Origin of the sequence: Nocardioides hwasunensis (genome assembly GCF_014779665.1) — a bacterium.
Classification (GTDB): Bacteria; Actinomycetota; Actinomycetes; order Propionibacteriales; family Nocardioidaceae; genus Nocardioides; species Nocardioides hwasunensis.
On the sequence record NZ_JACXYY010000001.1, the window covers coordinates 83,762 to 106,704 of the forward strand.

Genomic DNA, 22,943 nt, shown 5'->3' on the forward strand with positions numbered 1-22,943 from the left:
TGCGAGGAGCTCCACCATGACCACCCTCCAACGACCGCGGACGCCGTCAGTGCGTCCACGGGTCACCCCCTCCGGCCTGTTCCGCGCCTTCTGGCGCTGGCACTTCTACGCATCCTTCGTGGTCGTGCCGATCTTCGCGGTCCTGGCCGTGACCGGGCTGATCTACCTGCTGAGGTTCCAGCTCGAGCCGCTCATGCACGGCGACCTGATGAAGGCCGAGGCCCCGGCCGGCCAGCAGCTGCCCTACGTGCTGTCGGACCAGCTCGACATCGCCCAGGCCGCCTATCCCGACGACGAGATCGGTCTGATCCGCGAGGGCCGTGGTCCCGACGACACGACCGCCTTCGCCGTCACCAAGGACGACGGGACGACGGTCGACGTCTTCGTCGACCCCTGGCGGGGCGAGGTGCTCGGGGAGCTCGACCCCGACACCACGCTGTCCGGCTACGCCGTCCGTCTGCACGCCGACCTCATGGGCGGCGTCCTCGGCGACCGCCTCATCGAGGTGGCGGTGTGCTGGGCGATCGTCATGTCGCTCACCGGCTACTACCTCTTCTTCGCCGGACGGAAGGCCCGGCTCCGACGGCGCACCAAGAAGGCACCGGGGGCCAAGCTGCGCAGCCGGCACGCCCTCGTGGGGTCCGTGGCCGGCGTCGGGCTCCTGATGATGGTCGTGACCGGACTGCCCTGGACCGGCTTCTGGGGTGCCAAGGTGCAGGAGATCGCGACCTCCCAGGGCACGTCCATGTGGAGCCTCGACCACGGGGCGGAGTCCCAGCCGGGCTCACGGCTCGACGAGTCCCTGCCGCACAGCCACGCCGTACGCGAGGTGCCGTGGGCGCAGGGAGCCACCGAGGTGCCGTCGTCGGACCCGGACGGGGCCGACCTGGACTCGGTGGCCAACGTGGACACAGCCGTCGTGGTCGCCGAGCGGGAGGGGCTCACCCACCCGATGACGATCGCCCTGCCGAGCGGCAACGACGGGGTGTTCTCGGTGATCGGCGACGCGTTCCACGACCCGAGCCGCGAACGCACGGTGCACGTCGACCAGTACTCCGGTGAGGTGCGCTCGCAGTACGGCTTCGACGACTACCCCCTGGCGGCCAAGGCCGTCGCGCAGGGCATCGGCCTCCACGAGGGACGCAGCCTGGGGCTCGTCAGCTTCTGGTTCGCCTTCGCGTTCTGCGTCGCGGTGCTGTTCATGTGCGTCTCCGGGCCGCTCATGTGGTGGCGTCGCAGGCCCGCACGCAGTGGATCGATGGGAGCACCGCGCGGGAAGATGCCGGTACGGGCGACGTGGTGGCTCGTGGCCGCGCTCGCGGCACTCGGGATCTTCCTGCCGCTCTTCGGGGTGACCCTCCTGGCGGTGCTGGCGTTCGACCAGCTGGTCCTGCGTCGGGTCCCGCGCCTGCGGGCGGCGTTCGACACGGTCGACTGAGCGCGCGGGCCACCTCCGGACGACGGTGTGGGCGTGATTCGGCCTGCGCCCACACCGTCGATAGACTCATCGGGTTTGCGGCTGCCGCCGGGCGTGCCGCAGAGCCCATGACTGCCTGTGGCTGCCATGACGCGGCACCACCCCCATCCACTTGCACCAGGAGACATTTGTGAAGAGCGCCGTCGAGACCTTGAGCCCGACCCGGGCCAAGCTGACCGTCGAGGTGCCCTTCGAGGAGCTCAAGCCGAGCCTCGACGCGGCGTACCAGAAGATCGCGAAGCAGATCAACGTCCCCGGCTTCCGCCGGGGCAAGGTCCCGCCGGCGGTCATCGACCGCCAGATCGGCCGCGGTCCGGTCCTGGACGAGGCCATCAACGCCGTCGTGCCCGAGCAGTACATGGCCGCGCTCCAGGAGCACGACCTCGAGCCGCTGGCCCAGCCGGAGATCGAGGTGACCAAGCTCGAGGACAACGACGTGCTGGAGTTCACCGCCGAGGTCGACGTGAAGCCCGACTTCGAGCTGCCCTCCTACGACGGCCTCGAGGCCAGCGTCGAGGACATCGAGATCACCGACGCCGACGTCGACGAGCAGGTCGAGGCACTCCGCGAGCGCTTCGGCACCCTCGCCCCCGTCGAGCGTGCCGCCGCCGAGGGTGACTTCGTGACCATCGACCTCGTCGCCGCCAAGGGTGGCGAGACCGTCGAGGGTGGCGAGGTCACGGGCATGTCCTACAAGGTCGGCCGTGGCGGCATGATCGACGGTCTCGACGAGGCCCTCGTGGGCCTCTCGGCCGACGAGGAGAAGACGTTCGACTCCGAGCTGGTCGGCGGCGACCTGGTCGGCGAGCCGGTCCAGGTGACCGTCAAGGTGAGCGCCGTGCAGGAGCAGCAGCTCCCCGACTTCGACGACGAGTTCGCCCAGCTCGCCTCCGAGTTCGACACCGCCGAGGAGCTCACCGCCGACGTCCGCGAGCGCCTCGGTCGGGGCAAGCGCCTCGAGCAGGCCGCCGCTGCGCGCGACGCGGTGCTCGAGGCCCTGCTCGAGAAGGTCTCCATCCCGCTGCCCGAGGTGATGGTCACCGACGAGCTCAACGCCCGCCGCCAGAACGTCGAGCAGCAGCTCGCCATGGCCGGCATCACGATGGAGAAGTACCTCGAGGACGAGGGCCAGACCCAGGAGGAGTTCGAGGCCGACCTCGACCGCCGGGTCCGCGACGCCGTCGCCGCCCAGTTCATCCTCGACAAGATCGCCAAGAAGGAGGAGTTCGGCATCGACCAGGCCGAGCTCTCCGAGCACCTCGTGCGGCGCGCCCAGCAGTCCGGCCAGGACCCGCAGGAGTTCGCCAACCACATGTTCGAGCACAACCACATCCCCGAGCTCGTGCAGGAGATCATGCGCGGCAAGGCGCTCGCGACGATCGTGGAGGCCGCGACCGTCAAGGACGGCTCGGGCAACGTGGTCGAGCTGAAGAACCTGCGCCCCGACGGCACCATCGGCGAGCCGGAGGCGGAGTCCGCCGAGGCCGAGTCGACCGACGAGGCCGGCGACGAGGCTGCTGCGAAGTCCGACGAGGACTGACCCGCACCACCAGCGCACCGCGACCGGCGTCCACCCCTCGGGTGGGCGCCGGTTCGTCGTTCGTGGGCCGCGGCAGGGTGGGTCGGCTCAGGCCGGCTCGGTCTGCGCGAGCACGCCGAGTGCGTAGCGGGCGATGCCGGCTCGCTGCTCGGCCCAGTGGTCGAAGGCGTCGCGGAACTCGGCGGTGACGCCGCCGGCGGCGACGAGCCCGGCTTCCTCCTGGAGCATCTCGGTGGGGAGGCTGGGCAGTCCGTTGAACAGCATGAGGCTCACGGCGTGGCTGCGCCTGACCTCGGCCAGCGAGACCTCGAGCCCCTCGTCCGCAAGCCCAGCGGCGTACGACTCCACGCAGGCGGCAGCGCGCTCCGGCAGGTCCGCCACGTCCTGCCGGCCGATCTGGATGTCCCCGACGAGGAGCTGCGAGAGGTCGAAGCCGACCGGCTGCGGGCGCCAGAATCCGAAGTCGATCACGGTGAAGCCCGGGTCGCCCTCACGGCGCAGCAGGTTGTTGGGGCAGGCATCGCCGTGCGCGGTGAGGTGGCGCGAGGCGGCGAACTCGGCAGCGAGCGCGTCGAGGTGGCGCGCGGTCGCCGCCAGGGCTTCGCGCAGGTCGCCGAAGTGCCGCGACACCGCCGGGTGCTGCCAGGTGGCCTCGTCGTGCAGCCCGGGCAGCACGGTGTGGGCGAGTCGGCCGTCGACGAACGACTGGATGTGCCACGGCAGCGGGTCGATCGCGGCGAGCGGCACCACGGCCGGACTGGCGGCGAGCCGGCCGAGCAGGCGGGCGGCGTGGACGCTGTCGTCCGCCGTCCAGGGGACGGGATCGGCGTCGACGGCCTCGAGCCAGACCACGGCGGTCTCGTCCGGGTGCTCCTCGACCCTCAGCGCACGCGGCATGGTCAGCCCCTCGGGCAGCCGGTCGGCCAGGTCGGAGGCGTAGACCAGCGGCTCGGCCCGCCACGGCACACCTGCGGCGGCCCACTCGCGGATCTCCACCGGCACCTGCGCGAACGCGGGGGAGTGCCGCCAGCTGTGCACCCGCTTGACGAACAGGACGAACGGCCGCGGACCGTTGCCGGCGTCTGCGTGACCGCGCACCCAGGTGCGGGCGCCGGTGAGGATCGACGCGACGTCGTAGGCCACCGGCTCCGCCTCCGAGTCGAGCAGCGAGACCGACGCGACGCCCCAGAGCCGGGCGACCATCGCCTCGAGCTCGCCGTCCGCGACGTCGTCGTCGCCGAGCACCTCCCGCCGGTGGGAGCCAGGCGCGAAAGTTGCTTTCATGGTCTGAAAAGGTAAGTTGCTTTCATGACTGGAGTCAAGGGTGGTCTGGTCGGGCTGCCGACGTCGACCGAGCCCCACCTCGCGATCCTCCTGGGCATGGTCTTCGGCCGGCTCCGCGGCCAGCTGGCCGCGGACGCGCCCGAGCTGCGTCCCTCCCAGCTGCGGGTGCTCGAGTCGCTCCCGCCCGAGGGCCTGACCATCAGCGAGCTCGCCGACCGGGTGGAGATGACCACGCAGGGATGCGGCCAGTTCGTCCGCCAGCTCACCTCGCTCGGCATGGTCGAGGTGGCGGTCGCCGACCACGACGCGCGGGCGAAGGTCGTGCGCGTCACCGATCGCGGGCGCGACGGCGTGGCGCGCGCGGCCGACGTGCTCGCCAGCTGCGAGCAGGCATGGTCCGACCAGGTCGGGGAGGAGCGCTTCCGCGTCTTCCGCGAGGTCCTGGCCGAAGTCGCGCTCGGACCGTAGCCGCCCGGTACGATCGCCGGGCCCGTCCGACCCGGCGGGCGCAGGGGGAGCACCGGGGGAGAACGGATGGTCGACAGCGGGAGCGGGCACCACGCGTGGCGTCCGCCTACCGACGGGCCGCCGCCTCCGGTCGAGGCCCTCGAGGGCTACACCGACCTCGTGGTCGTGGGCCGCGGCGGCGAGTCGGTCGTCTACCGCGCCCGCGAGCCCCGGCTGGGCCGCGACGTGGCGGTCAAGGTGCTGCTCGTCGACGACGCGGAGAGCTCGGCACGCTTCGCCCGCGAGATCGAGATCACCGTCGGGCTGGGTCGCCAGCACCCCAACATCGTCACGGTGCTCGACACCGGCACGACCGCCTCCGGGCGCCCGGCCATCGTCATGGAGTACTACGACGGCGGCACCGTCAACGACCGCCTCCGCGAGCAGGGGCCGTTCCCGCCCGACGAGGTCGTCCGCATCGGGCTGGTGCTCTCCGACGCGCTCTCCTTCGCGCACGCCCAGGGCTTCCTGCACCGCGACGTGAAGCCGCAGAACGTGCTGGTGCTGCCGACCTCGTGGGTGCTGGCCGACTTCGGCATCGCCCGGCTGGTCGACGCGGAGTACACCTCCTCGGTCGAGGCGTTCACCTATCGGCACGCCTCGCCCCAGATCCTCGACGGTCACCCGCCGACCCCCGCCGACGACATCTGGTCGCTGGGCTCCACCCTGTACACCCTGCTCGAGGGGCGCGCGCCCTTCGCCAGCGACGATCCCGACGACGACTCCGCGCTGGCCTACCTGCGTCGGGCCCGCACCGAGGCGCCCCGACCGTTCTCCACCGACGTCGGACAGCTGGGCGAGGTGATCGCGGGCTGCCTCGTCAAGGACGTCACGGCTCGCTGGGGCTCGGTCGCCGAGGTGCACGAGGCGCTGCTGCGGTTGCGGCACGGCGCCTGGGAGCCCGGCGGTGGCGCTGCCGCCCGCGCCGCGGGTGACTCGTCGCCGACGGGCGGGCCGCCCCCGCACGAGGCGACGCGACGCCGAGGTGCGCTCGCCGACGTCCCGGCTCTGTCCGTCGACCCCCAGCCGGACCCAGAGGACGGTGCTGAGCCGGGCGAGGAGCGCGAGGGCGACGTGCCGGCGGCTCCGGTCGAGCCGGTCCACGAGCACACCCACCTCCGGTCGCGACCGGGAGACGAACCCGACGAGGCGGCCGACGGCGTCGGCACGGAGCGACCCGCGCGGCACCGCCGGCCGGTCGTGCTGCTCGGTGTGCTCGCCGTCCTGGTGGGCGCGGCCCTCGGCATCGCGGGTGCCCTTCTGCGTGACGACCCGTCCGCAGCACCGCCGCTCGACGCGACGTCGGGGACGAAGCCGGTGGACGAGGTGACGCCCGACCCGGAGGGCGAGCCGGTCGACAGGTTCGACCCCGAGCTCGCGTTCCGGATGCGGGGCCTGCTCGAGGACGCCGGTGAGATCACCGTCGAGTGGACCGACCCCAGCGACGGCGAGGCGACGTTCATCCTCGCCCAGACGAGCCCCGAGCAGCGTCCGGTCCGCTACTTCGAGGCGGGTCGCACCGAGGCGCGCTTCACCCTGTCGCAGCCCCCCGGCCGGGTGTGCTTCGTGATGGTGCTCCAGATGCCCGACGGGGCGGTGGGTCAGTCCGACCAGCGGTGCCTCGTCCTCACCTGAGGAACACCGACGGGTCGAAGCGCCACCACCACCGACGCCAGCCGGGCACCGCCCGCCGTGCGCAACGGCGTACGTCGTGCAGCGCAGGCATGACCTCCCCGACGGTGGTCCCGGGTGGCGCGAACGCCGCCCGCTGGGCCTCGGCCGCCAGGACGTGGACGGCGTCCGTGCCGAGGCGCTCGCCGGCCATCGTCGCGACCTGGTCGGCCGTCTGGTGGGCGGCGACGGGCATCCCGGCGAGGCGGAGCGCGTCGCGCCCCTCGGCCCAGGCCCCCACCGCGCCGTCGCGCAGGTGCCGCCACGAGCGGATCCGGCGGGCAGCCAGCAGCAGCGCGAGGATCGCGAGCAGCGCACCGACCACGAGGGCTGCCGGCACGACGGGTCCGTCGGTCCGCTCTGAGGTCGGAGGCGTGGCCGGGTCGTCGACCTTCCCGGTCCCGCTCTCCCGGTCGTCGGCGTCCGGTCCGGGGCCGGGGTCCTCACCGCGGCCCCGCTTGATGGTCTCCTCGTCCGAGCGCTGCGGCGGGCGCTCGTCGGTGGGCGTGAAGGGGACCCAGCCCAGCTCGTCGAAGTAGACCTCCGGCCAGGCCGTCGCATGGCGTCCGCGCACGGACCACCCCCCAGCCCCTGCGCGGGCGTCCGCGTCGGGGCGGAAGCCCACCACGACCCGTGTCGGCAGGCCGTTGTGCCGGGCCATGATCGCGAACGACGTCGCGAACTGCTCCGCGGTGCCGACGCGAGCCCCGGGGGTGCCGCGCTCGGCCAGGAGGAACGTGCCGATCCGCCACAGCTGCGAGCCGGACACGGCGGTGGGTGAGAGCCGGGCACGGTCGTGGAGCAGGGTCTCGATGGCGACGGCCCGGTCGTAGGGCGTCACTGCGTCGGTCACCGACCGCTCGGCGAAGGCGGCGAGCGGCTGGGGCAGCGGGGGCAGTGCGAGGTAGGGCGCGAGGTCGGCCCGGGACGGCACCGTCGCGCTCGCCAAGCGACGCTCGTCCGGTGAGTCGGCGACGGCCGTGACGCTGTAGGTGAGGTCGCGTGTCGAGGTGGAGGTCCCGGTCCGCACGATGCCGTCGCTGCTGGGCAGGTAGAGGTTGCCGGAGGTGGGCTCGACCACGGCGTCCGGGTCGGAGACCGCGGTCGGCCAGCCCGGGCTGGGCAGCCAGCGGCCCTCGATGTCGACCATCTCGACCCGGACCGTGGACGTGCGGGGGCTGGTGCCGAGCAGCGGCCGGGAGTCGTCGTACGTCACCTCGCCGACGGGTTGGTAGCGCGTGCCGGTGGTCCAGCCGGCGCCGTCGTAGGTGTCGAGGGTGACGAGGCGGAGCGGCTGGACCGGCCCGGCCACCTCGAGCAGCAGCCGGTCGGGGTCGCTGGTCCACGCACCCAGGTGGGCGAGGGGGTTGCTGGCGACCACGTCGACGGTCGGCGGGTCGACAAGGGTGCGCGGCTCGAACGGTCGCGACCACGCGAGCGTGGTCGACGCGGCGAGCAGGCCGGTCGCGCTCAGCGCGAGGACCGCTGCGAGGGCGGTGCGGCGCGCGGTGCGGTGGCGGTGCTCGTCGAGCACCACCCAGCCGAGCAGCGTGCACGCCACGAGGAGCGAGGCCAGCAGGCCGCGGGGGTCTCCCTCACCGGCGGTGAGCAACGTGCCCGCGACGTAGAGGACGAGGGCACCGACCACCGGGGCGACCCGCCGGTCGGAGGTGAGCCGGATCGCGACCAGCAGCGACACCAGCGCGGTCAGGAGGAGCGGGCCGACGAGGAGGTCGGCACGGACCGGCAGCGGCCGCGCGGTGGTGAGCAGCCGCGGCACGGCGTCGGTCACCGTGTCGGAGAACGACGACCCGGCGTCGGCGGCGAGGACGTAGGCGCCCAGCACCAGCAGGGACACCAGGACCGCGGCCGTCGCCCACGCCGAGATCCCGAGCCGCAGCACGGCCCGGCCGATCGCCAGCGGGACCACGGCCGCGCCGGCCAGGCACAGCGCGGGGACCGGGCCGCTCCACGCCGTGGCGAGCGACAGGCCGCCCAGCACCAGCAGCGCCCCGGCCCAGACGATGGTCCAGGTGCCGGACGTCGTCCTCATCGCACCTGCCCGTCCCACAGGCGCGCCAGCGTCCGCGAGCCGGGCGCGCGCAGCACCGTCGTGGTGCCGACCGCCCCGGACGGGACGGCCGGATCGGGGTCCACGACGCACAGGGTCGGGTCGAGCGCCTCGCCGACCGCGAGGGCGAGGAGGGGCAGCTCCGCCGCGCTGCCGGTCACGACCACCGCGACGTCGAGCCCGCGGTGGTGCACCTGCCGGAGCTCGCGGCCCGGCGCCGCGTCGATCTCGGCGAGCAGGAGCTCGAGCTCGTGCGCCTCCCGTGGCACCTGCCGGGTGGTCGACCCGGGCACGAGGACGTCGTGGCGACCGCTGGCCGTGGTGAACCGCAGGGGGTCGCCGGCCTCACCCGCGACGCGGCACAGTGCGGCGGCGAGCTCGACCGCCTCCTCGAAGTCGTCGCCGGCCGCATAGCTCTCCTCGCGGTCGTCGAGCAGGACGCACACGTGCGGCTGGGCCGGGTCGGCGTCCTCGCGGACCATGAGGGTGCCCGTGCGGGCGCTGGTCGCCCAGTGCAGGCGCCGCAGGTCGTCTCCGACGGCGTACTCGTGCAGCCCGACCAGGTCGGTGCCGCCCAGCTCGAGGCTGTCACCGCCGCCGGTGGCGGCGCGCCGGTGGCCGGGGGGGAGCGAGGCCAGCGGGATGCGTCGGGGGAGCACCCGGAGGCGGACGACGTCGCCGCCCTGGGTGGTGGTCGCTGCCATGCCGCACAGCGAGACGCGCTGCAGCCGGAGCGGTCCGACCTCCAGGAGCCCGCGACGGTTGGTCGCGATGTCGTACGTCGTCTCGGCGCCGCGCGGATCGACGTGGGTGGGAGCGGTCAGGACGCCGTCGATGCTCTCCTGCGCGAGGGTGCGGACCAGGCCGGCGCGGCCACCGGCGAGCCTCAGGTGGCCGACGCACGGGTCCTGCCGGACCACGACGAGGGGATCGACGGTGCGGTGGACCTCCACGTCGGGACGACGCAGGACGGCGACCACCTCGACCACGACGAGCGCGACGACGAACGCGCCGAGCGCGGCGATCACCGGGTAGCGCAGCAGCACGCCGCCCACTGCGAGCAGCAGGCCGGTGACGAGCATCCACCGACCGCGGGGCGTGGTGGCTCGCCAGGGCCTCACACGCGGTCCGGTTGCGGGGGTGCGACGTCGTCGAGGGCCGCCTGCACGACGCCGATCGCCGTGTGGCCCTCGAGCACGGCCTCGCGGGTGAGCACGGTCCGGTGCGCCAGGACCGGCTCGGCGAGACGGCGTACGTCGTCGGGGATGGCGTAGTGGCGACCGCACGAGGCGGCGTAGGCCTGCACCGCGCGTACCAGGGACCGGAGCCCGCGGGTGCTCGCACCGAGGCGCACCCGGCGGTCCTCGCGGATCGCCACGCCGACCTGGCGCGCGTAGGTCAGGATCGGGTCGGCCACGTGCAGCCGTTCGACGACGGCCGAGAGCCGGGCCATCTCCCCTGGGTCGCTGACCACGGGCACGTCGTCGATGCGACCGGCGGTGCTCCCGGGACGCAGCACCTCGAGCTCGTGCTCGAGGTCGGGGAAGCCGAGGCTGGTGCGCACCATGAACCGGTCGAGCTGGGCCTCCGGCAGCCGGTAGGTGCCGTCGAGGTCGATCGGGTTCTGCGTCGCGATGACCGTGAACGGCTCCGGCACCGGGTGCGCGGTGCCGTCGACGCTGACGGTGTGCTCCTCCATGACCTCCAGCAGAGCCGACTGGGTCTTCGCGGCCGCCCGGTTGATCTCGTCGGCGAGCACGACGTGGGCGAAGACGGGCCCGGGTCGAAAGCGCACCTGGCCGTCGCGGGGGTCGAACACGCTGGTGCCGGTGACGTCGCTGGGCAGCAGGTCGGGGGTGAACTGGACGCGGTGCATCTCCCCGCCGAGCGCCCGGGCGAGGGCCCGGGCGAGCGTGGTCTTTCCGGTGCCGGGGAGGTCCTCGACGAGCACGTGCCCGCGGGCGAAGGTGGCCACGAGGACGAGGTCGACGACCGAGCGCTTGCCGCGCACCGCGACCTCGACGGCGTCGCCGAGGCGCTGGTGCGCGCGCCGGAACTCGGCGACCTCCTGCTCCGTGGTGGCAGTGGTCGGGGCAAGGGTGGTCACAACGGGTCTCCTGGAGGACGTTCGGCGGGGACGATCAGGGGATGGGGCAGGTCTGGCACAGCGAACCGCCGGTGTAGGTCCCGTCGTGGCGAGCGCTGGTGACGGTTCCACCGGTGTTGGCGGCCTGGAACGTCACGGAGTAGTAGTGGGTCACCGTGCCGGCGTTCTGGCTCCGGACGATGCCGTGCGAGACAGGGATGGCGAGCGAGGTGGCACCGCAGGGGATCGTGCCCGATCCGCCACCGCGTACTCCGGCTCCCGACGCCTGGTAAGTGCAGGAGCCGCCGAACGTGCGCCAGTCCGGTGGCGGGCTGATTGTGAGCGTGAGGGTGCCGCTGCCTTCGTAGGCCGGCCCTTCCCACTGCATGTTCTGACCGCTGACGTGGTCGGCGCCACCACCCGGCAGGGGCTCCACCGGGATGCTCCCGGAGTCCGTCGCGCTCGCGTCGGCCTGGGGCCCGGTGCCCTCGCCGTTGATCGGCGTCACCGAGGCCGAGCCGCCGCCACCTGGGGAGCACGAGGCGTTGGCCGTGCGGTCGCACGAGCTGGTGAGCGTGTGGGATCGCGCGCCGGCACCCAGCGTCACGGTCTCCGACCGGGTGCCGGTCGAGACCGTGACGCGATAGCCGGTGATGGCGGAGCCGTTGGCCGGTGCGGCGTCCCACGACACCGTGACGGCGTAGGTCGGGGCCTGCCAGGTGCCGCCGAAGACGCCCGCGGCGGACACGCCGGGCGCCTGACCGGGCACGCCCGCCGGCGTGACGGCGTTGGACGCCGAGGAGGTGCTCGACTCGCCCCCGAGACGAGCGGTGACCCGGAAGGAGACCTGCTCTCCCGCCGGGACCGTCACGACGGCCTGGCGCTGAGCACCGCCGACGCGACCGACCTGGGTGCCGCCGGCCGTGGCGACGACGATCTCGTCGGGTACGTCGCCGGTGTAGGCCCAGTCGACCTGCACCTGGGTGGAGGACACGACCGTCGCCCGGACCGAGGCGGGCGTGCCGAGGACGGGGTCGGGCTGGGTGGTCACCGTGTTGGAGACCGTGGAGGCCGCCGAGCGATCACCGAGCCGGGCGGTGACCACGAAGGTGTAGCTCCGGCCGGGCACGACCGTCACGACCGCCCTGCGGTCCGCCCCGCCGGCCGTCGCGAGCACCGGGCCACCGACCTCGGTGACGGCGAAGTCCTCCGGGGTCTGTCCGCCGTAGGACCAGTCGACCTGCACCTGCGTGCTGCCGAGGGCCGTGGCGCGCACGTCGGTGGGAGCGCTCGGCTCGGCGCCGGGCGTGGGCGTCGGGGTGGGCGTCGGGGTGGGCGTCGGTGTCGGTGTCTGCGTGGGGGTGGGGGTCTGCGTGGGGGTGGGCGTCTGGGTCGCAGTGGGGGTGGACGTCGGGGTGGGGGTCGACGTCGGGCCGTCGTTGCCACGGCCGGGACCCCTGCCTCCGTCGCGTCCCGGGTCGCGTCCGCCCTGGGTGGACTCAGGGTCCGCCTGCACGGACTCCTCGTCCTGGTCGGGATCGGTGGTGTCCTGGCTGTCGGGGATCTCGATGTCCTGCGGATCGCGTACGGCGGTGTCGCCGCCGCCTCGGGAGAACTCGGTGGTGGAGCCGTCCTGGCCGACGGAGACGCCCGTGCGTGCCCCGGGCACGTTGATGAGGAGCGTGTCGCCGTCGAGCACCAGCTCGGGGTCCTGGCCGGGCGGGGTGGAGATCGGTGGCCCCGCGAAACGTCCCTGGGCGTCGAGCTGGAGGACCTTCGCCTCGCCCGAGCACGGCACGTAGACCCGCTCGCCGAACACCTCGGGTCGTCCGGGAGCCGCGCAGCCGGAGGCCGCCAGGGCGACCTCGGCCAGCCGGCCCCGCGCCAGGATCACGATGCGCGAGGTCTCCGGGGACGCGGTGGCGGTCAGCGCGCCCGGGGTGCGCAGCGGAGCCAGCAGCGGGTCGGCCAGCACGTCCGTCGCCTGCTCGACGTCGCGGTCGGTGCCGACCTGCACGACGAGGCCGGGCTCCGCCCCGGTCACGGTGGCGCCCTGCTCGTGCCCCACGACGACGGCTGCGCCCCTGGCGTCGAGCTGGCGGGAGTCCTGCTCCTCGAAGCTCCCCTCGGTCGGCGACCAGCGCAGGCCGGTGAGTCGCCCCGTCCGGTCCAGCGACCACAGGGTGCCCTCGCCGTCGACCGTCACGTCGGCCAGTCCCCGGCGCTCGACCCAGACCCGGCCGATCTCGTCGGTGGTGAGGGGGTCGATGGCCGCGACGGTGTGCTCGGCGCGGTCGACCAGGAACACGGTCGTGCCGTCGGTCAGCGTCTCCGCGGCGCCGCCACCCGCGACGCCCCGGCGGCCGGCCTGCTCCAGGGTGGTGACGTCGATGGTCGACAGCACCCCGTCGGTGTTGTCGATGACGTAGAGGAAGCCGGCGTACTCGGCGAGGGACAGGTCGTGGCCGGGCTCGGCCACCGAGCGACGCACCTCGGTGCGGCCCAGGGCCGGGTTGACCTGGATGACGTCGCCGTTGGGGTCGTCGGTCAGCCACGTCAGCCCGTCGGCCAGCTCGACGGCCGTGCGGGACAGTCCGTTGCCGAAGAGGACGCCGGCGACGAGCGAGACCGCGACGAGCACCACGGACAGCTCGGCGGCGCCCTTCGACTGACGACGCGAGGCGATCCGGCGCAGGCGCCCGGCCCGCGGCGTACGCCCCGACGCGTCGTCGGCCCTCGCGCGTCCTGCCCTCGCGCGTCCTGCCCCCATCGATCCACCCCTCGTGTGGCCGGCACGTCCGTGTGGTGTGCCGGTCGGCTCCATCCTCACAGGACGGTTGCCCCCCGCACCACAGCCGCAAACCACGGGGCGGAACGTTCCGCCGTGCCGGGGACGGGCTCGGCTCAGGCCTCCGGGCCTGGGCGGGGGGACACCTGCGCGGCGCGGTCACGGACCGCCTGCTCCACCCGGACGAGGTCGTCGGCGGTGACGAGCCGGACCTCGGCCGTGCGCCGGCCGACGGCGAAGCGGACGTTGCTCGCCCGTCCGTTGGTGGAGCGGAAGGGATCGTCGCGAAGGCTGAAGGCGAGGGAGGAGATGGCCTTGATGGCGTCGTCCACGCGCTGTGAGCGCTCGAGGTTCCAGGCGTAGCCGTGCCACCGCAGCACGCGCTCGTAGATCTCGCGGTTGGTCGGCGGACGCGGATAGTCGTCGGTGCCGACGAGCCAGGGCTCGGCGAGCGCGAGGGCGACGTACCACTCCCGGGAGTGCGCGACGAGCCCGGGCGAGGGGGCGGTGGCCGAGGAGTCGCGGTCGATCCCGCTGGCGGCGACCGACACGCGCGCGGCTGCGTCGTCGCCGGGCGTCGCCACGTCGACGACGATCGTGAGGTCGTCGAAGTCGTCGGGGCCGAGCTCGCGCCCGCGCATCACCACGAGGTGGTTCTCGCCCTCGTCGAGCAGCAGCGACATGCCCTCGACGAGGGTCACCCGGCGCGCGCCGCCGGGTGCGTCGAACAGGCTGGCCACCTGGGTCTCGCCCGCGCCGTGCCACCTCAGCCGAGCGATCTCCTCGCCGATCTCGAGCTCGCCCAGGAGCCGCGACACGTGGGGCGCGCAGCGCGGCAGCTCGAGCACGGTGACGTCGAGGGCCCGGTCGGGGTCCTCCGTGCGCAGGCCCTGGTGGGGCGAGCGGCCGAAGAGCAGGCGCTCGCCCGTGCCGAGCGTGGCCGTGGGCAGGTCTGCCCCTCGCAGCGTGACCCGCAACATGGGCCCGAGTAGACCACACGGCCGGCTGGGGCCGGAGTGCCACGGACGAGCCGGGCGCGGCGTGCGTCGATCCGCTGTGGGCGAACAAGACGGGTCATCGCGTGGATGTGTCCGTCCTTCCGGCTAGTGTCGCCAGCGTGAACCAGAACTCCAGCCCAGCCCTCTCGCCCGAGATGAACGGCGCCGGTGGGATGTATGGCCTCGACGACCACATCTACCAGCGCCTCCTCCGTGAGCGCATCGTCTTCCTCGGCTCCGAGGTGCGCGACCAGAACGCGAACGCGATCTGCGCGCAGCTCCTGCTGCTCTCCGCGGAGGACCCGGAGGCCGACATCTTCCTCCACATCAACAGCCCCGGCGGCTCGGTCGACGCCGGCATGGCGATCTACGACACGATGAACTACATCCCCAACGACGTGGCGACCGTGGGCATGGGCCTGGCGGCCTCCATGGGCCAGTTCCTGCTGTGCGCCGGCACCAAGGGCAAGCGCTACGCCCTGCCCCACGCGCGCATCATGATGCACCAGCCCTCCTCGGGCATGGGCGGCTCGGCCTCCGACATCAAGATCCAGGCCCAGCAGTCGCTCCACATCAAGAAGGTGCTGCTCGACCTGATCGCCGAGCACACCGGCCAGAGCGTCGAGCAGGTCGTGGCCGACGCCGACCGCGACCGCTGGTTCACCTCGGACCAGGCCGTCGAGTACGGCCTCGTCGACCAGGTCATCACCAGTGCGCGCGAAGCCGCCGACGAGGGCCGCCCGGCCAGGACGAAGGACTGACATGAACTACTACATCCCGCAGTGGGAAGAGCGCACCTCCTACGGCTTCCGCAGGATCGACCCCTACGCGAAGCTCTTCGAGGAGCGCATCATCTACCTCGGCACCCCGATCAGCGACGACGTGGCCAACGCGGTCATCGCGCAGCTGATGTGCCTGGAGACGATGAACCCCGACACCGACATCAGCATCTACATCAACAGCCCCGGCGGCTCGTTCACGGCGCTGACGGCGATCTACGACACGATGCGCTTCATCAAGCCCGACGTGCAGACGGTGTGCCTGGGCCAGGCGGCCTCGGCGGCCGCGATCCTGCTCGGCGCGGGCGCCAAGGGCAAGCGGATGGCGCTGCCCAACAGCCGCATCCTGATCCACCAGCCCTACACCGAGGGCACGTTCGGCCAGACCTCCGACATCGAGATCCAGGCCAACGAGATCCTGCGCATGCGCGAGCTGCTCGAGCGGATGATCGCCGACTCCAGCGGCAAGGACATCGACCAGGTCAGCGCCGACATCGAGCGCGACAAGATCCTCACCGCCGCCCAGGCCGTCGAGTACGGCCTGATCGACGCGGTGATCGAGTCGCGCAAGGGCGCTCCGGCCCTCGTCTGAGGCCCGGCGCGCGAGAATGGTCAAGCCCCGCGACATTCCGTGTCCGGCCCCTTCCCGGGGCCGGCACGGGGTACCGTCGTGGGGCTCGTTGGTGAGCAGCACGGTGCAAGGTGTGGGATGCCGAGGCCCCCTCTCGGCAGAACTGGAGGACACGACTCGTGGCACGAATCGGTGACGGCGGCGACCTGCTCAAGTGCAACTTCTGCGGAAAGAGCCAGAAGCAGGTCAAGAAGCTCATCGCTGGCCCCAACGTCTACATCTGCGATGAGTGCATCGAGCTCTGCAACGAGATCATCGAGGAGGAGCTCGCCGAGGGCTCCGAGGTCAGCCTCGAGGAGCTGCCCAAGCCTCGCGAGATCTTCGAGTTCCTCAACTCCTACGTGATCGGCCAGGAGCACGCCAAGAAGTCGCTGGCCGTGGCCGTCTACAACCACTACAAGCGCGTCCAGTCCGGCCTGCAGCCCGTCAGCGGCAAGGTCAAGGACGACGTCGTCGAGGTCGCCAAGTCCAACATCCTCGTCGTCGGTCCGACCGGCTGCGGCAAGACCTACCTCGCGCAGACACTCGCCCGGATGCTCAACGTCCCGTTCGCGATCGCCGATGCGACCGCGCTGACGGAGGCCGGCTACGTCGGTGAGGACGTGGAGAACATCCTCCTCAAGCTCATCCAGGCCGCCGACTACGACGTCAAGAAGGCCGAGACGGGCATCATCTACATCGACGAGATCGACAAGGTGGCCCGCAAGTCGGAGAACCCCTCGATCACCCGCGACGTCTCCGGCGAGGGCGTCCAGCAGGCGCTGCTGAAGATGCTGGAGGGCACCACCGCCTCGGTTCCTCCGCAGGGTGGTCGCAAGCACCCCCACCAGGAGTTCATCCAGATCGACACCACCAACATCTTGTTCATCGTGGGTGGTGCCTTTGCCGGGCTCGAGCAGATCATCGAGCAGCGTGTCGGCAAGAAGTCGCTCGGCTTCACCGCCGAGGTCCGCGGGGCCGCCGAGCGCGAGGCCGACGACCTGCTCGCCCAGGTCCGTCCCGAGGACCTCACCAAGTTCGGCCTGATCCCCGAGTTCATCGGCCGTCTGCCGCTGATCGCGAGCGTGAGCAAGCTCGACCGTGAGGCCCTCGTCCAGATCCTCACCGAGCCGCGCAACGCGCTCATCAAGCAGTACCAGAAGCTCTTCGACCTCGACGGTGTCGAGCTCGAGTTCACCGACGACGCGATCGACGCGATCGCCGAGGCCGCGCTCGAGCGGGGCACCGGCGCCCGTGGCCTGCGCGCCATCATCGAGGAGGTCCTCCTCTACGTGATGTACGACGTCCCCTCGCGCGGTGACGTGGCGAAGGTGGTCGTCACCCGCGAGGTCGTCCAGGACGACGTCGCACCCACGCTCGTCCTGCGCGAGTCCGAGGGCCGCAAGAAGAAGTCCGCCTGACCCTCCCGGTCATCGGGATGCCCGATCACCCGGTGGTCTAGTCCTCTGCGCCTTCGGCGTCATGACCGTCGTCCGACGACGTCTCTCCTGCAGTGGGCGCAAGCCGCCGTCGGCCCGGTTGTGGGGGTCGGGCCGACGGGCGGTGCGCTCCGACCCCCACGTCGCTCCCGTGCCGTGAGCGGTGGGTGAGGCACGTTCTCGACGCTCGGATGATGTCTCACTCACCGCTGCGGGACAGAAGGAGCGGCGAGCCGTCAGTCCTCGGTGGGCGCGAGCTCGGCGGTGACCCCGAGCTCGTTGGCCGAGTCGTTGGTGACGAACTCGAGGTCGCCCACGATGGTGCCGACGGCACGGAGGTCGTCGGCCGCCTCGCGGGCCGCGGAGACCAGGTGGTCGGGCCCGGTGATCACCACGCGGGAGAGCGGCGCGCGCATCTTGGCCTTCGCCTGCGACTTGGCGCCGCGGATGCCGGTCAGCGCGGCGGCGACGGCCTCGAGGACGACGGGCTGCGATGCGGCGGCGGAGCCGAGGTCGGCCGCGGTCGGCCACGGTGCGTGGTGGATCGACCCGTCCTGCCACCACGACCAGACCTCCTCGGTGGCATAGGGGAGGAACGGTGCGAGCAGGCGCAGCTGCACGTGCAGCGCGATCGCGAGCGTGGCCCGGGCCGAGTCGGTGCCGGCGCCGCCCTCGGAGCTGTAGGCGCGCTCCTTGACCAGCTCGAGGTAGTCGTCGCAGAACTCCCAGAAGAACTTCTCGGTGACCTCGAGTGCGGTGGTGTAGTCGTAGTCGTCGAACGCCTCGGTGGCCCGGCGGACCACGATCTCGAGCGCGCCGAGCAGGGCGCAGTCGACCGGCGCGCTGACCGCGGCCGGGCTCAGCGCCGTGGCTCCGACGTTGCCGAGCACGAACTTCGAGGCGTTGAGCACCTTCATCGCGAGCCGACGCCCGACCTTCATCTGCGACTCGTCGAAGGGCGAGTCCATGCCCGGGCGGCCGATCGCGGCGCGCCAGCGCACGGCGTCGGCGCCGTACTTGTCGAGGATGTCGGTCGGGACGACGACGTTGCCCTTCGACTTCGACATCTTCTTGCGGTCGGGGTCGACGATGAAGCCCGAGATCATCGCGTGCGACCACGGCACCACCTGGTGCTCGAGGTCGGCGCGCACGACCCGGGAGAACAGCCAGGTGCGGATGATGTCGTGCGCCTGGGTGGCCAGGTCGAAGGGGAAGACCCGCGAGAAGAGGTCGTCGTCGACGCCCCACTGACCGGCGATCTGCGGGGTGAGCGACGAGGTCGCCCACGTGTCCATCACGTCGGGGTCGCCGACGAAGCCGCCGGGCCTGCCCCGCTGGTCCTCGGTGTAGCCGTGCGGCGCCTGCGTCGACGGGTCGATCGGCAGCTGGTCCTCCGACGGCATCAGCGGGTGGTCGTGGTCCGGCTCGCCGTCGGCGTCGAGCGGGTACCAGACGGGGAACGGGATGCCGAAGAACCGCTGGCGCGAGATCAGCCAGTCGCCGTTGAGCCCGCCGACCCAGTTGTCGTAGCGGTGCTTCATGTGGGCGGGGATCCAGGTGATCTCCTCGCCGCGGACGAGCATCTCCTTGCGCAGCGCCGCGTCGCGACCGCCGTTCTTGATGTACCACTGGCGGGTGGCGATGATCTCGAGCGGCTTGTCGCCCTTCTCGTAGAAGTTCGCCATCCGCTGGGTCGCCGTGGGCTCGCCGTCGAGGTCGCCCGACTCGCGGAGCAGGGCGACCATCGCCTCGCGGGCGCTGAAGGTCGTCTTGCCCGCCATCTCGGCGTACGCCGTCGCGGCCCCGTCGGCGCCGAGCCACTCGGGCGTCTCGCGGGTCAGGCGTCCGTCGCGGCCGACGACCGTGCGGACCGGCAGGTCGAGCTCGCGCCACCACATGACGTCGGTGAGGTCGCCGAACGTGCAGCACATCGCGATGCCGGCGCCCTTGTCGGGCTCGGCGGCCGGGTGGGCGAGGACGGGGATCTCGACGCCGAAGACCGGCGAGGTGACGGTGGTGCCGAACACGTGCTGGTAGCGCTCGTCGTCGGGGTGCGCGATCAGCGCGACGACGCTCGGGATCAGCTCGGGACGGGTGGTCTCGATGTGGATCGGGGTGCCGTCGGGCCGGTGGAACGCGACGCGGTGGTAGGCGCCCGGGTAGTCGCGGGCCTCGAGCTCGGCCTGCGCGACCGCGGTCTGGAAGGTGACATCCCACAGGGTCGGCGCCTCGGAGAGGTAGGCCTCGCCCCGGGCGAAGTTGCGCAGGAAGGCGCGCTGGCTGACCGTGCGGGAGTGGTCGCCGATGGTGGTGTAGGTCGGGTCCCACTGGACCGAGAGGCCGAGCTGGCGCCACAGCGCCTCGAAGGCCTTCTCGTCCTCGACGACGAGCTGCTCGCACAGCTCGATGAAGTTGGGCCGGCTGATCGAGACCTGCTTCTTCGGGTCCGGCTTCTCCGGCGGGGTGAAGTCGGCGTCGTAGGGCAGGGCGGGGTCGCAGCGGACGCCGAAGTAGTTCTGGACGCGGCGCTCGGTCGGCAGGCCGTTGTCGTCCCAGCCGATCGGGTAGAAGACGGCCTTGCCCTGCATGCGCTGGTAGCGCGCGATCAGGTCGGTGTGGCTGTAGGAGTAGACGTGGCCGACGTGCAGCGAGCCGCTGACGGTCGGCGGGGGAGTGTCGATCGAGTAGACGTTCTCCCGCGGCTGCGTGCGGTCGAAGGCGTAGGTGTCGTTCGCGGCCCACGCCTGCGACCACTTGTCCTCCAGGCCCTCCAGCGCCGGACGCTCGGGTACGACGACGGCACGCGGCTCGGTGCTCGTCGTATCCGTGGTCGGGGTGGTGGGGTTCTCAGTCATGCTCCGAGTCTATTGACGGGCCTCCTGCCTGCGAAAACGAGTATCGACCCGCGGGGTGGGAGTCCTAGCGTGGCTCCATGAGCGACACCTTCACGCTGGAGTTCTTCGGCACCCCCGCGCCGTTCCTGGAGGCCGCTGCCGGCGTGCTCGCCGCCGAGCCGGTGCTGGGCAGCGTGATCGCCAGCGTCAGCCAGCGCACCGATCGCGAGATCGCCGCCGGGATCGACTCCTGGGCCGACGTCGGCGCACCGTTCGCGCGCTGGTGGGTGGTGGTCCGTGACGGCTCTGGTACGCCGGTGAGCGCGGCGATGCGGACCGCGCCGTTCAAGTCGTACCCGACCTTCTCGATGCCGATGCCCGAGGCCGCTGCGCAGGCGCTCGCCAGCGCACTCCACGAGCGCGGCGAGCTCCTCGGCGGCGCGAACGGCGCGCTGCCGGGGTCCGCGGTCCTGGCCCGCGCCACGGCCGACCTGATCGGCGGCGAGATGGTCAGCGACAAGGCGACCCGCCTGTGGGAGTGCACCGGCGTCACCGTCCCACCCGCGCCCGAGGGTCGGCTGCGGCGCGCCACCGAGGACGACGCGGAGCTGGTCCTCGCGTGGTTCGCCGCCTTCCACGAGGAGGCCGACGAGCAGGCCGGCCGCGTGCCGGATCCCGCCTCGGGCGAGCACAACACCCTCGACAGCGTGCTGATCCGGATCCGCGAGGGCGTGGAGTGGCTGTGGGAGCTGCCGGACGGCACGCTCTCCCACCTGACCGGCTCCGGCCTGCCGTCGTACGGCGTCGCGCGGATCGGTCCGGTGTTCACGCCGCGCGAGTTCCGCGGCCGCGGCATCGCGTCGTACGTCGTCGGCGAGCTGACCCGACGCGGCCTGGAGGCCGGGGACCGGATGTGCCTGTTCACCGACATCGCCAATCCCACGTCGAACAAGGTCTACGCCGGGCTCGGCTACGAGCCGGTCGTCGACATGGCCGAGCACCTCGTCAAGGTCCCGACCGGGGCGTAGCTGCGGCGAGCGCAGCGAGCGTGTCGGAACCGAGGGCCCATAGACTCGCTGCGAGATGACTGAGACCCCCGACGCGCCCCGCCTCGCCCAGACCTTCGCCGAGGTCGAGGACGCCCTGCTGTCCCGCTGGCCCGAGACCAAGCTCGAGCCGAGCCTCGACCGGATCCAGGCCTTCACCGAGCTGCTCGGCGAGCCGCAGCGCTCGTTCCGGTCGATCCACCTGACCGGCACCAACGGCAAGACCAGCACCAGCCGGATGATCGAGACCCTCCTGCGCGCGCTCGACCTGCGCACCGGACGCTTCACCTCCCCGCACCTGGAGAAGATGAGCGAGCGGATCTCCGTCGACGGGGAGCCGCTCGACGACGAGGCCTTCGTGCGCGCGTTCAACGACGTGGCTCCCTACACCCATCTCGTCGATGCCGAGCAGGACCACCCGCTGAGCTTCTTCGAGACCATCGTGGGGATGGCCTATGCCGCCTTCGCGGACGCCCCGGTCGACGTCGCCGTCGTCGAGGTCGGGATGGGCGGGGCCTGGGACGCCACCAACGTCATCGACGCCGACGTCGCCGTGGTGCTGCCGATCGCGGTCGACCACGAGAAGTACCTCGGGTCCGACCCTGCCACGATCGCGGTCGAGAAGTCCGGGATCATCAAGCCCGGCTCCGTCGCCGTGCTCGCCGAGCAGACGCCCGAGGTCGCCGCAGTGCTCCTCGAGCGCGCCACCGAGGTCGGCGCGACGATCGCCCGCGAGGGGATCGAGTTCGGCGTCGTGACCCGCTCTCCCGCCGTCGGCGGGCAGGTGGTCACCCTGAAGGGGCTGCGGGGTCACTACGACGACGTCTTCCTGCCGCTCTACGGTGCCCATCAGGCGCAGAACGCGACACTCGCGCTGGCGGCCGTCGAGGCGTTCGGCACCGGTGAGCTCGACGCCGACCTGGTCCGCGCCGCCTTCGCCGAGGTCACCTCGCCCGGGCGCCTGGAGATCATCCGACGCAGCCCCACGATCGTGCTCGACGCCGCGCACAACCCGCACGGCGCCGAGGCGCTCGGCGAGGCCCTGGAGGACTCCTTCTCGTTCAGTCCGCTCGTCGGCGTGATGGGCGTGATGGAGGACAAGGACTACGAGGGTGTGCTCGCTGCGCTCGAGCCGCACCTCGCCTACGTGGTCTGCACCCAGAACTCCACCTCGCGGTCGATGTCTGCCGCCGCCCTCGGCCGTGTCGCGGTCGAGGTCTTCGGCGAGGACCGGGTGAGCGTCGTGCCCGACCTCGCCGAGGCGATCGAGCGCGGCGCCACCCTCGCCGAGGCCGGCGAGGCGATCGACGTCTCGATCGGCTCCGGCGCGGTCCTGGTCACCGGCTCCGTGGTGACCGTGGGCGAGGCGCGGGCCCTGCTCAAGGGCCGCCGATGAGCGAGAGCGAGCCCCCCGCCCCCGATCCGGCGCCGGCCGCCAGGACCGAGCGCTCGCCCCGCCGTGGGATGTGCGCCGCGGTGCTCAGCCTGGAGGCGATCACGCTCGGTCTGACCACCCCGGTGATGATCACCATCGCCGGGGTCGGCACGGCGACGGCGCTCAGCGTGGGGCTGGGCCTGGCCCTGGTGTGCCTCCTCCTGGCCGGAGCGCTGCGCGCCGAGTGGGCGTACGGCGCCGGCTACGCCGTCCAGGCGGCTGCCGTCGCGCTGGGCTTCGTCATCCCGGTGATGTTCGTGCTCGGCGCGATCTTCGCGGCCCTCTGGGCCACCGCCGACCTGCTGGGTCGCAAGATCGAGCGGGAGCGTGCCGCGGCGTGGGCGGCCTGGCACGAGGAGCAGGCCAGCTAGCGGTGAC

Annotated in this window: 17 protein-coding genes; 10 read left to right on the top strand and 7 right to left on the bottom strand. The window is 72.3% G+C overall.

Translation table 11 applies throughout. The features are described 5' to 3' along the window. Positions 1–16: 16 nt before the first annotated feature. On the top strand, positions 17–1,438 hold the full coding sequence (locus tag IEZ25_RS00510; protein ID WP_191197453.1) for a PepSY-associated TM helix domain-containing protein: 1,422 nt from the start codon (positions 17–19) through the stop codon (positions 1,436–1,438). Positions 1,439–1,607: 169 nt separating this feature from the next. Then, positions 1,608–3,017 (top strand): trigger factor, encoded by a 1,410-nt coding sequence (gene tig / locus IEZ25_RS00515; protein WP_191197454.1) that lies wholly within the window; start codon positions 1,608–1,610, stop codon positions 3,015–3,017. 87 nt (positions 3,018–3,104) lie between these two features. Here the strand turns inward: tig and IEZ25_RS00520 are convergent, their stop codons facing one another. Continuing rightward, on the bottom strand, positions 3,105–4,301 hold the full coding sequence (locus IEZ25_RS00520) for a phosphotransferase (protein WP_191197455.1): 1,197 nt from the start codon (positions 4,299–4,301) through the stop codon (positions 3,105–3,107). Between the two features lie 24 nt (positions 4,302–4,325). Here IEZ25_RS00520 and IEZ25_RS00525 point away from each other — a divergent pair, with 24 nt between their 5' ends. Then, a complete protein-coding gene (locus IEZ25_RS00525; RefSeq protein WP_191197456.1) occupies positions 4,326–4,769 on the top strand; it encodes a MarR family winged helix-turn-helix transcriptional regulator in 444 nt (147 codons plus the stop codon). A gap of 66 nt (positions 4,770–4,835) precedes the next feature. Next, complete coding sequence (locus IEZ25_RS00530; protein WP_191197457.1) at positions 4,836–6,443, top strand: serine/threonine-protein kinase; 1,608 nt, start codon at positions 4,836–4,838, stop codon at positions 6,441–6,443. Here the strand turns inward: IEZ25_RS00530 and IEZ25_RS00535 are convergent. From IEZ25_RS00535 to IEZ25_RS00555, 5 genes are all read right to left on the bottom strand, one after another. Beyond that, complete coding sequence (locus IEZ25_RS00535; protein ID WP_191197458.1) at positions 6,436–8,532, bottom strand: transglutaminase family protein; 2,097 nt, start codon at positions 8,530–8,532, stop codon at positions 6,436–6,438. The genes IEZ25_RS00530 and IEZ25_RS00535 overlap by 8 nt on opposite strands. After that, the gene (locus tag IEZ25_RS00540) at positions 8,529–9,632 is read right to left on the bottom strand and encodes a DUF58 domain-containing protein (protein ID WP_191197459.1); all 1,104 of its coding nucleotides are present in this window, start codon (positions 9,630–9,632) and stop codon (positions 8,529–8,531) included. The genes IEZ25_RS00535 and IEZ25_RS00540 overlap by 4 nt, the downstream gene beginning before the upstream one ends. A gap of 35 nt (positions 9,633–9,667) precedes the next feature. Next, complete coding sequence (locus IEZ25_RS22045) at positions 9,668–10,657, bottom strand: AAA family ATPase (RefSeq protein ID WP_191197460.1); 990 nt, start codon at positions 10,655–10,657, stop codon at positions 9,668–9,670. A gap of 34 nt (positions 10,658–10,691) precedes the next feature. Further along, the gene (locus IEZ25_RS00550) at positions 10,692–13,406 is read right to left on the bottom strand and encodes a fibronectin type III domain-containing protein (protein WP_191197461.1); all 2,715 of its coding nucleotides are present in this window, start codon (positions 13,404–13,406) and stop codon (positions 10,692–10,694) included. 134 nt (positions 13,407–13,540) lie between these two features. Next, complete coding sequence (locus IEZ25_RS00555; RefSeq protein WP_191197462.1) at positions 13,541–14,404, bottom strand: hypothetical protein; 864 nt, start codon at positions 14,402–14,404, stop codon at positions 13,541–13,543. A gap of 173 nt (positions 14,405–14,577) precedes the next feature. On the opposite strand from IEZ25_RS00555, the gene IEZ25_RS00560 reads away from it, so the two are divergent. The 3 genes from IEZ25_RS00560 to clpX all read left to right on the top strand — a co-directional run bounded on the left by IEZ25_RS00560 (position 14,578) and on the right by clpX (position 17,232). Further along, on the top strand, positions 14,578–15,183 hold the full coding sequence (locus IEZ25_RS00560) for an ATP-dependent Clp protease proteolytic subunit (protein ID WP_191198067.1): 606 nt from the start codon (positions 14,578–14,580) through the stop codon (positions 15,181–15,183). A 1-nt stretch (position 15,184) separates the two neighbouring features. Further along, positions 15,185–15,793 carry an ATP-dependent Clp protease proteolytic subunit gene (locus IEZ25_RS00565; protein WP_191197463.1) on the top strand — a complete coding sequence of 203 codons (609 nt, stop codon included), beginning with the start codon at positions 15,185–15,187 and terminating at the stop codon, positions 15,791–15,793. 158 nt (positions 15,794–15,951) lie between these two features. After that, positions 15,952–17,232 (top strand): ATP-dependent Clp protease ATP-binding subunit ClpX, encoded by a 1,281-nt coding sequence (gene clpX, locus IEZ25_RS00570; protein WP_191197464.1) that lies wholly within the window; start codon positions 15,952–15,954, stop codon positions 17,230–17,232. Positions 17,233–17,486: 254 nt separating this feature from the next. Here clpX and valS read toward each other — a convergent pair whose 3' ends face one another. Continuing rightward, positions 17,487–20,105, bottom strand: coding sequence for a valine--tRNA ligase (gene valS / locus IEZ25_RS00575; protein WP_191197465.1), 2,619 nt, complete (start codon positions 20,103–20,105; stop codon positions 17,487–17,489). Positions 20,106–20,182: 77 nt separating this feature from the next. Here valS and IEZ25_RS00580 point away from each other — a divergent pair, with 77 nt between their 5' ends. From IEZ25_RS00580 to IEZ25_RS00590, 3 genes are read left to right on the top strand one after another with little or no spacing between them, the layout of a single operon-like run. After that, positions 20,183–21,112, top strand: a complete 930-nt coding sequence (locus tag IEZ25_RS00580; protein WP_191197466.1) for a GNAT family N-acetyltransferase — start codon at positions 20,183–20,185, stop codon at positions 21,110–21,112. A gap of 55 nt (positions 21,113–21,167) precedes the next feature. Beyond that, positions 21,168–22,526 carry a bifunctional folylpolyglutamate synthase/dihydrofolate synthase gene (locus tag IEZ25_RS00585; RefSeq protein ID WP_191197467.1) on the top strand — a complete coding sequence of 453 codons (1,359 nt, stop codon included), beginning with the start codon at positions 21,168–21,170 and terminating at the stop codon, positions 22,524–22,526. Beyond that, positions 22,523–22,936 carry a DUF4233 domain-containing protein gene (locus IEZ25_RS00590; RefSeq protein ID WP_224748252.1) on the top strand — a complete coding sequence of 138 codons (414 nt, stop codon included), beginning with the start codon at positions 22,523–22,525 and terminating at the stop codon, positions 22,934–22,936. Before IEZ25_RS00585 ends, IEZ25_RS00590 begins: the two co-directional genes overlap by 4 nt. Positions 22,937–22,943 lie beyond the last annotated feature (7 nt).

Bases quoted from the DNA above. Each gene is read 5' to 3' on its own strand.
- valS (WP_191197465.1), bottom strand. From the start codon at position 20,105: ATGACTGAGAACCCCACCACCCCGACCACGGATACGACGAGCACCGAG.
- IEZ25_RS00555 (WP_191197462.1), bottom strand. From the start codon at position 14,404: ATGTTGCGGGTCACGCTGCGAGGGGCAGACCTGCCCACGGCCACGCTC.
- IEZ25_RS00520 (WP_191197455.1), bottom strand. From the start codon at position 4,301: ATGAAAGCAACTTTCGCGCCTGGCTCCCACCGGCGGGAGGTGCTCGGC.
- IEZ25_RS00565 (WP_191197463.1), top strand. From the start codon at position 15,185: ATGAACTACTACATCCCGCAGTGGGAAGAGCGCACCTCCTACGGCTTC.
- IEZ25_RS00585 (WP_191197467.1), top strand. From the start codon at position 21,168: ATGACTGAGACCCCCGACGCGCCCCGCCTCGCCCAGACCTTCGCCGAG.
- IEZ25_RS00550 (WP_191197461.1), bottom strand. From the start codon at position 13,406: ATGGGGGCAGGACGCGCGAGGGCAGGACGCGCGAGGGCCGACGACGCG.
- IEZ25_RS00525 (WP_191197456.1), top strand. From the start codon at position 4,326: ATGACTGGAGTCAAGGGTGGTCTGGTCGGGCTGCCGACGTCGACCGAG.
- IEZ25_RS00540 (WP_191197459.1), bottom strand. From the start codon at position 9,632: ATGCTCGTCACCGGCCTGCTGCTCGCAGTGGGCGGCGTGCTGCTGCGC.
- IEZ25_RS00510 (WP_191197453.1), top strand. From the start codon at position 17: ATGACCACCCTCCAACGACCGCGGACGCCGTCAGTGCGTCCACGGGTC.
- IEZ25_RS00535 (WP_191197458.1), bottom strand. From the start codon at position 8,532: ATGAGGACGACGTCCGGCACCTGGACCATCGTCTGGGCCGGGGCGCTG.
- IEZ25_RS00560 (WP_191198067.1), top strand. From the start codon at position 14,578: ATGAACGGCGCCGGTGGGATGTATGGCCTCGACGACCACATCTACCAG.
- IEZ25_RS00590 (WP_224748252.1), top strand. From the start codon at position 22,523: ATGAGCGAGAGCGAGCCCCCCGCCCCCGATCCGGCGCCGGCCGCCAGG.
- IEZ25_RS00580 (WP_191197466.1), top strand. From the start codon at position 20,183: ATGAGCGACACCTTCACGCTGGAGTTCTTCGGCACCCCCGCGCCGTTC.
- IEZ25_RS00530 (WP_191197457.1), top strand. From the start codon at position 4,836: ATGGTCGACAGCGGGAGCGGGCACCACGCGTGGCGTCCGCCTACCGAC.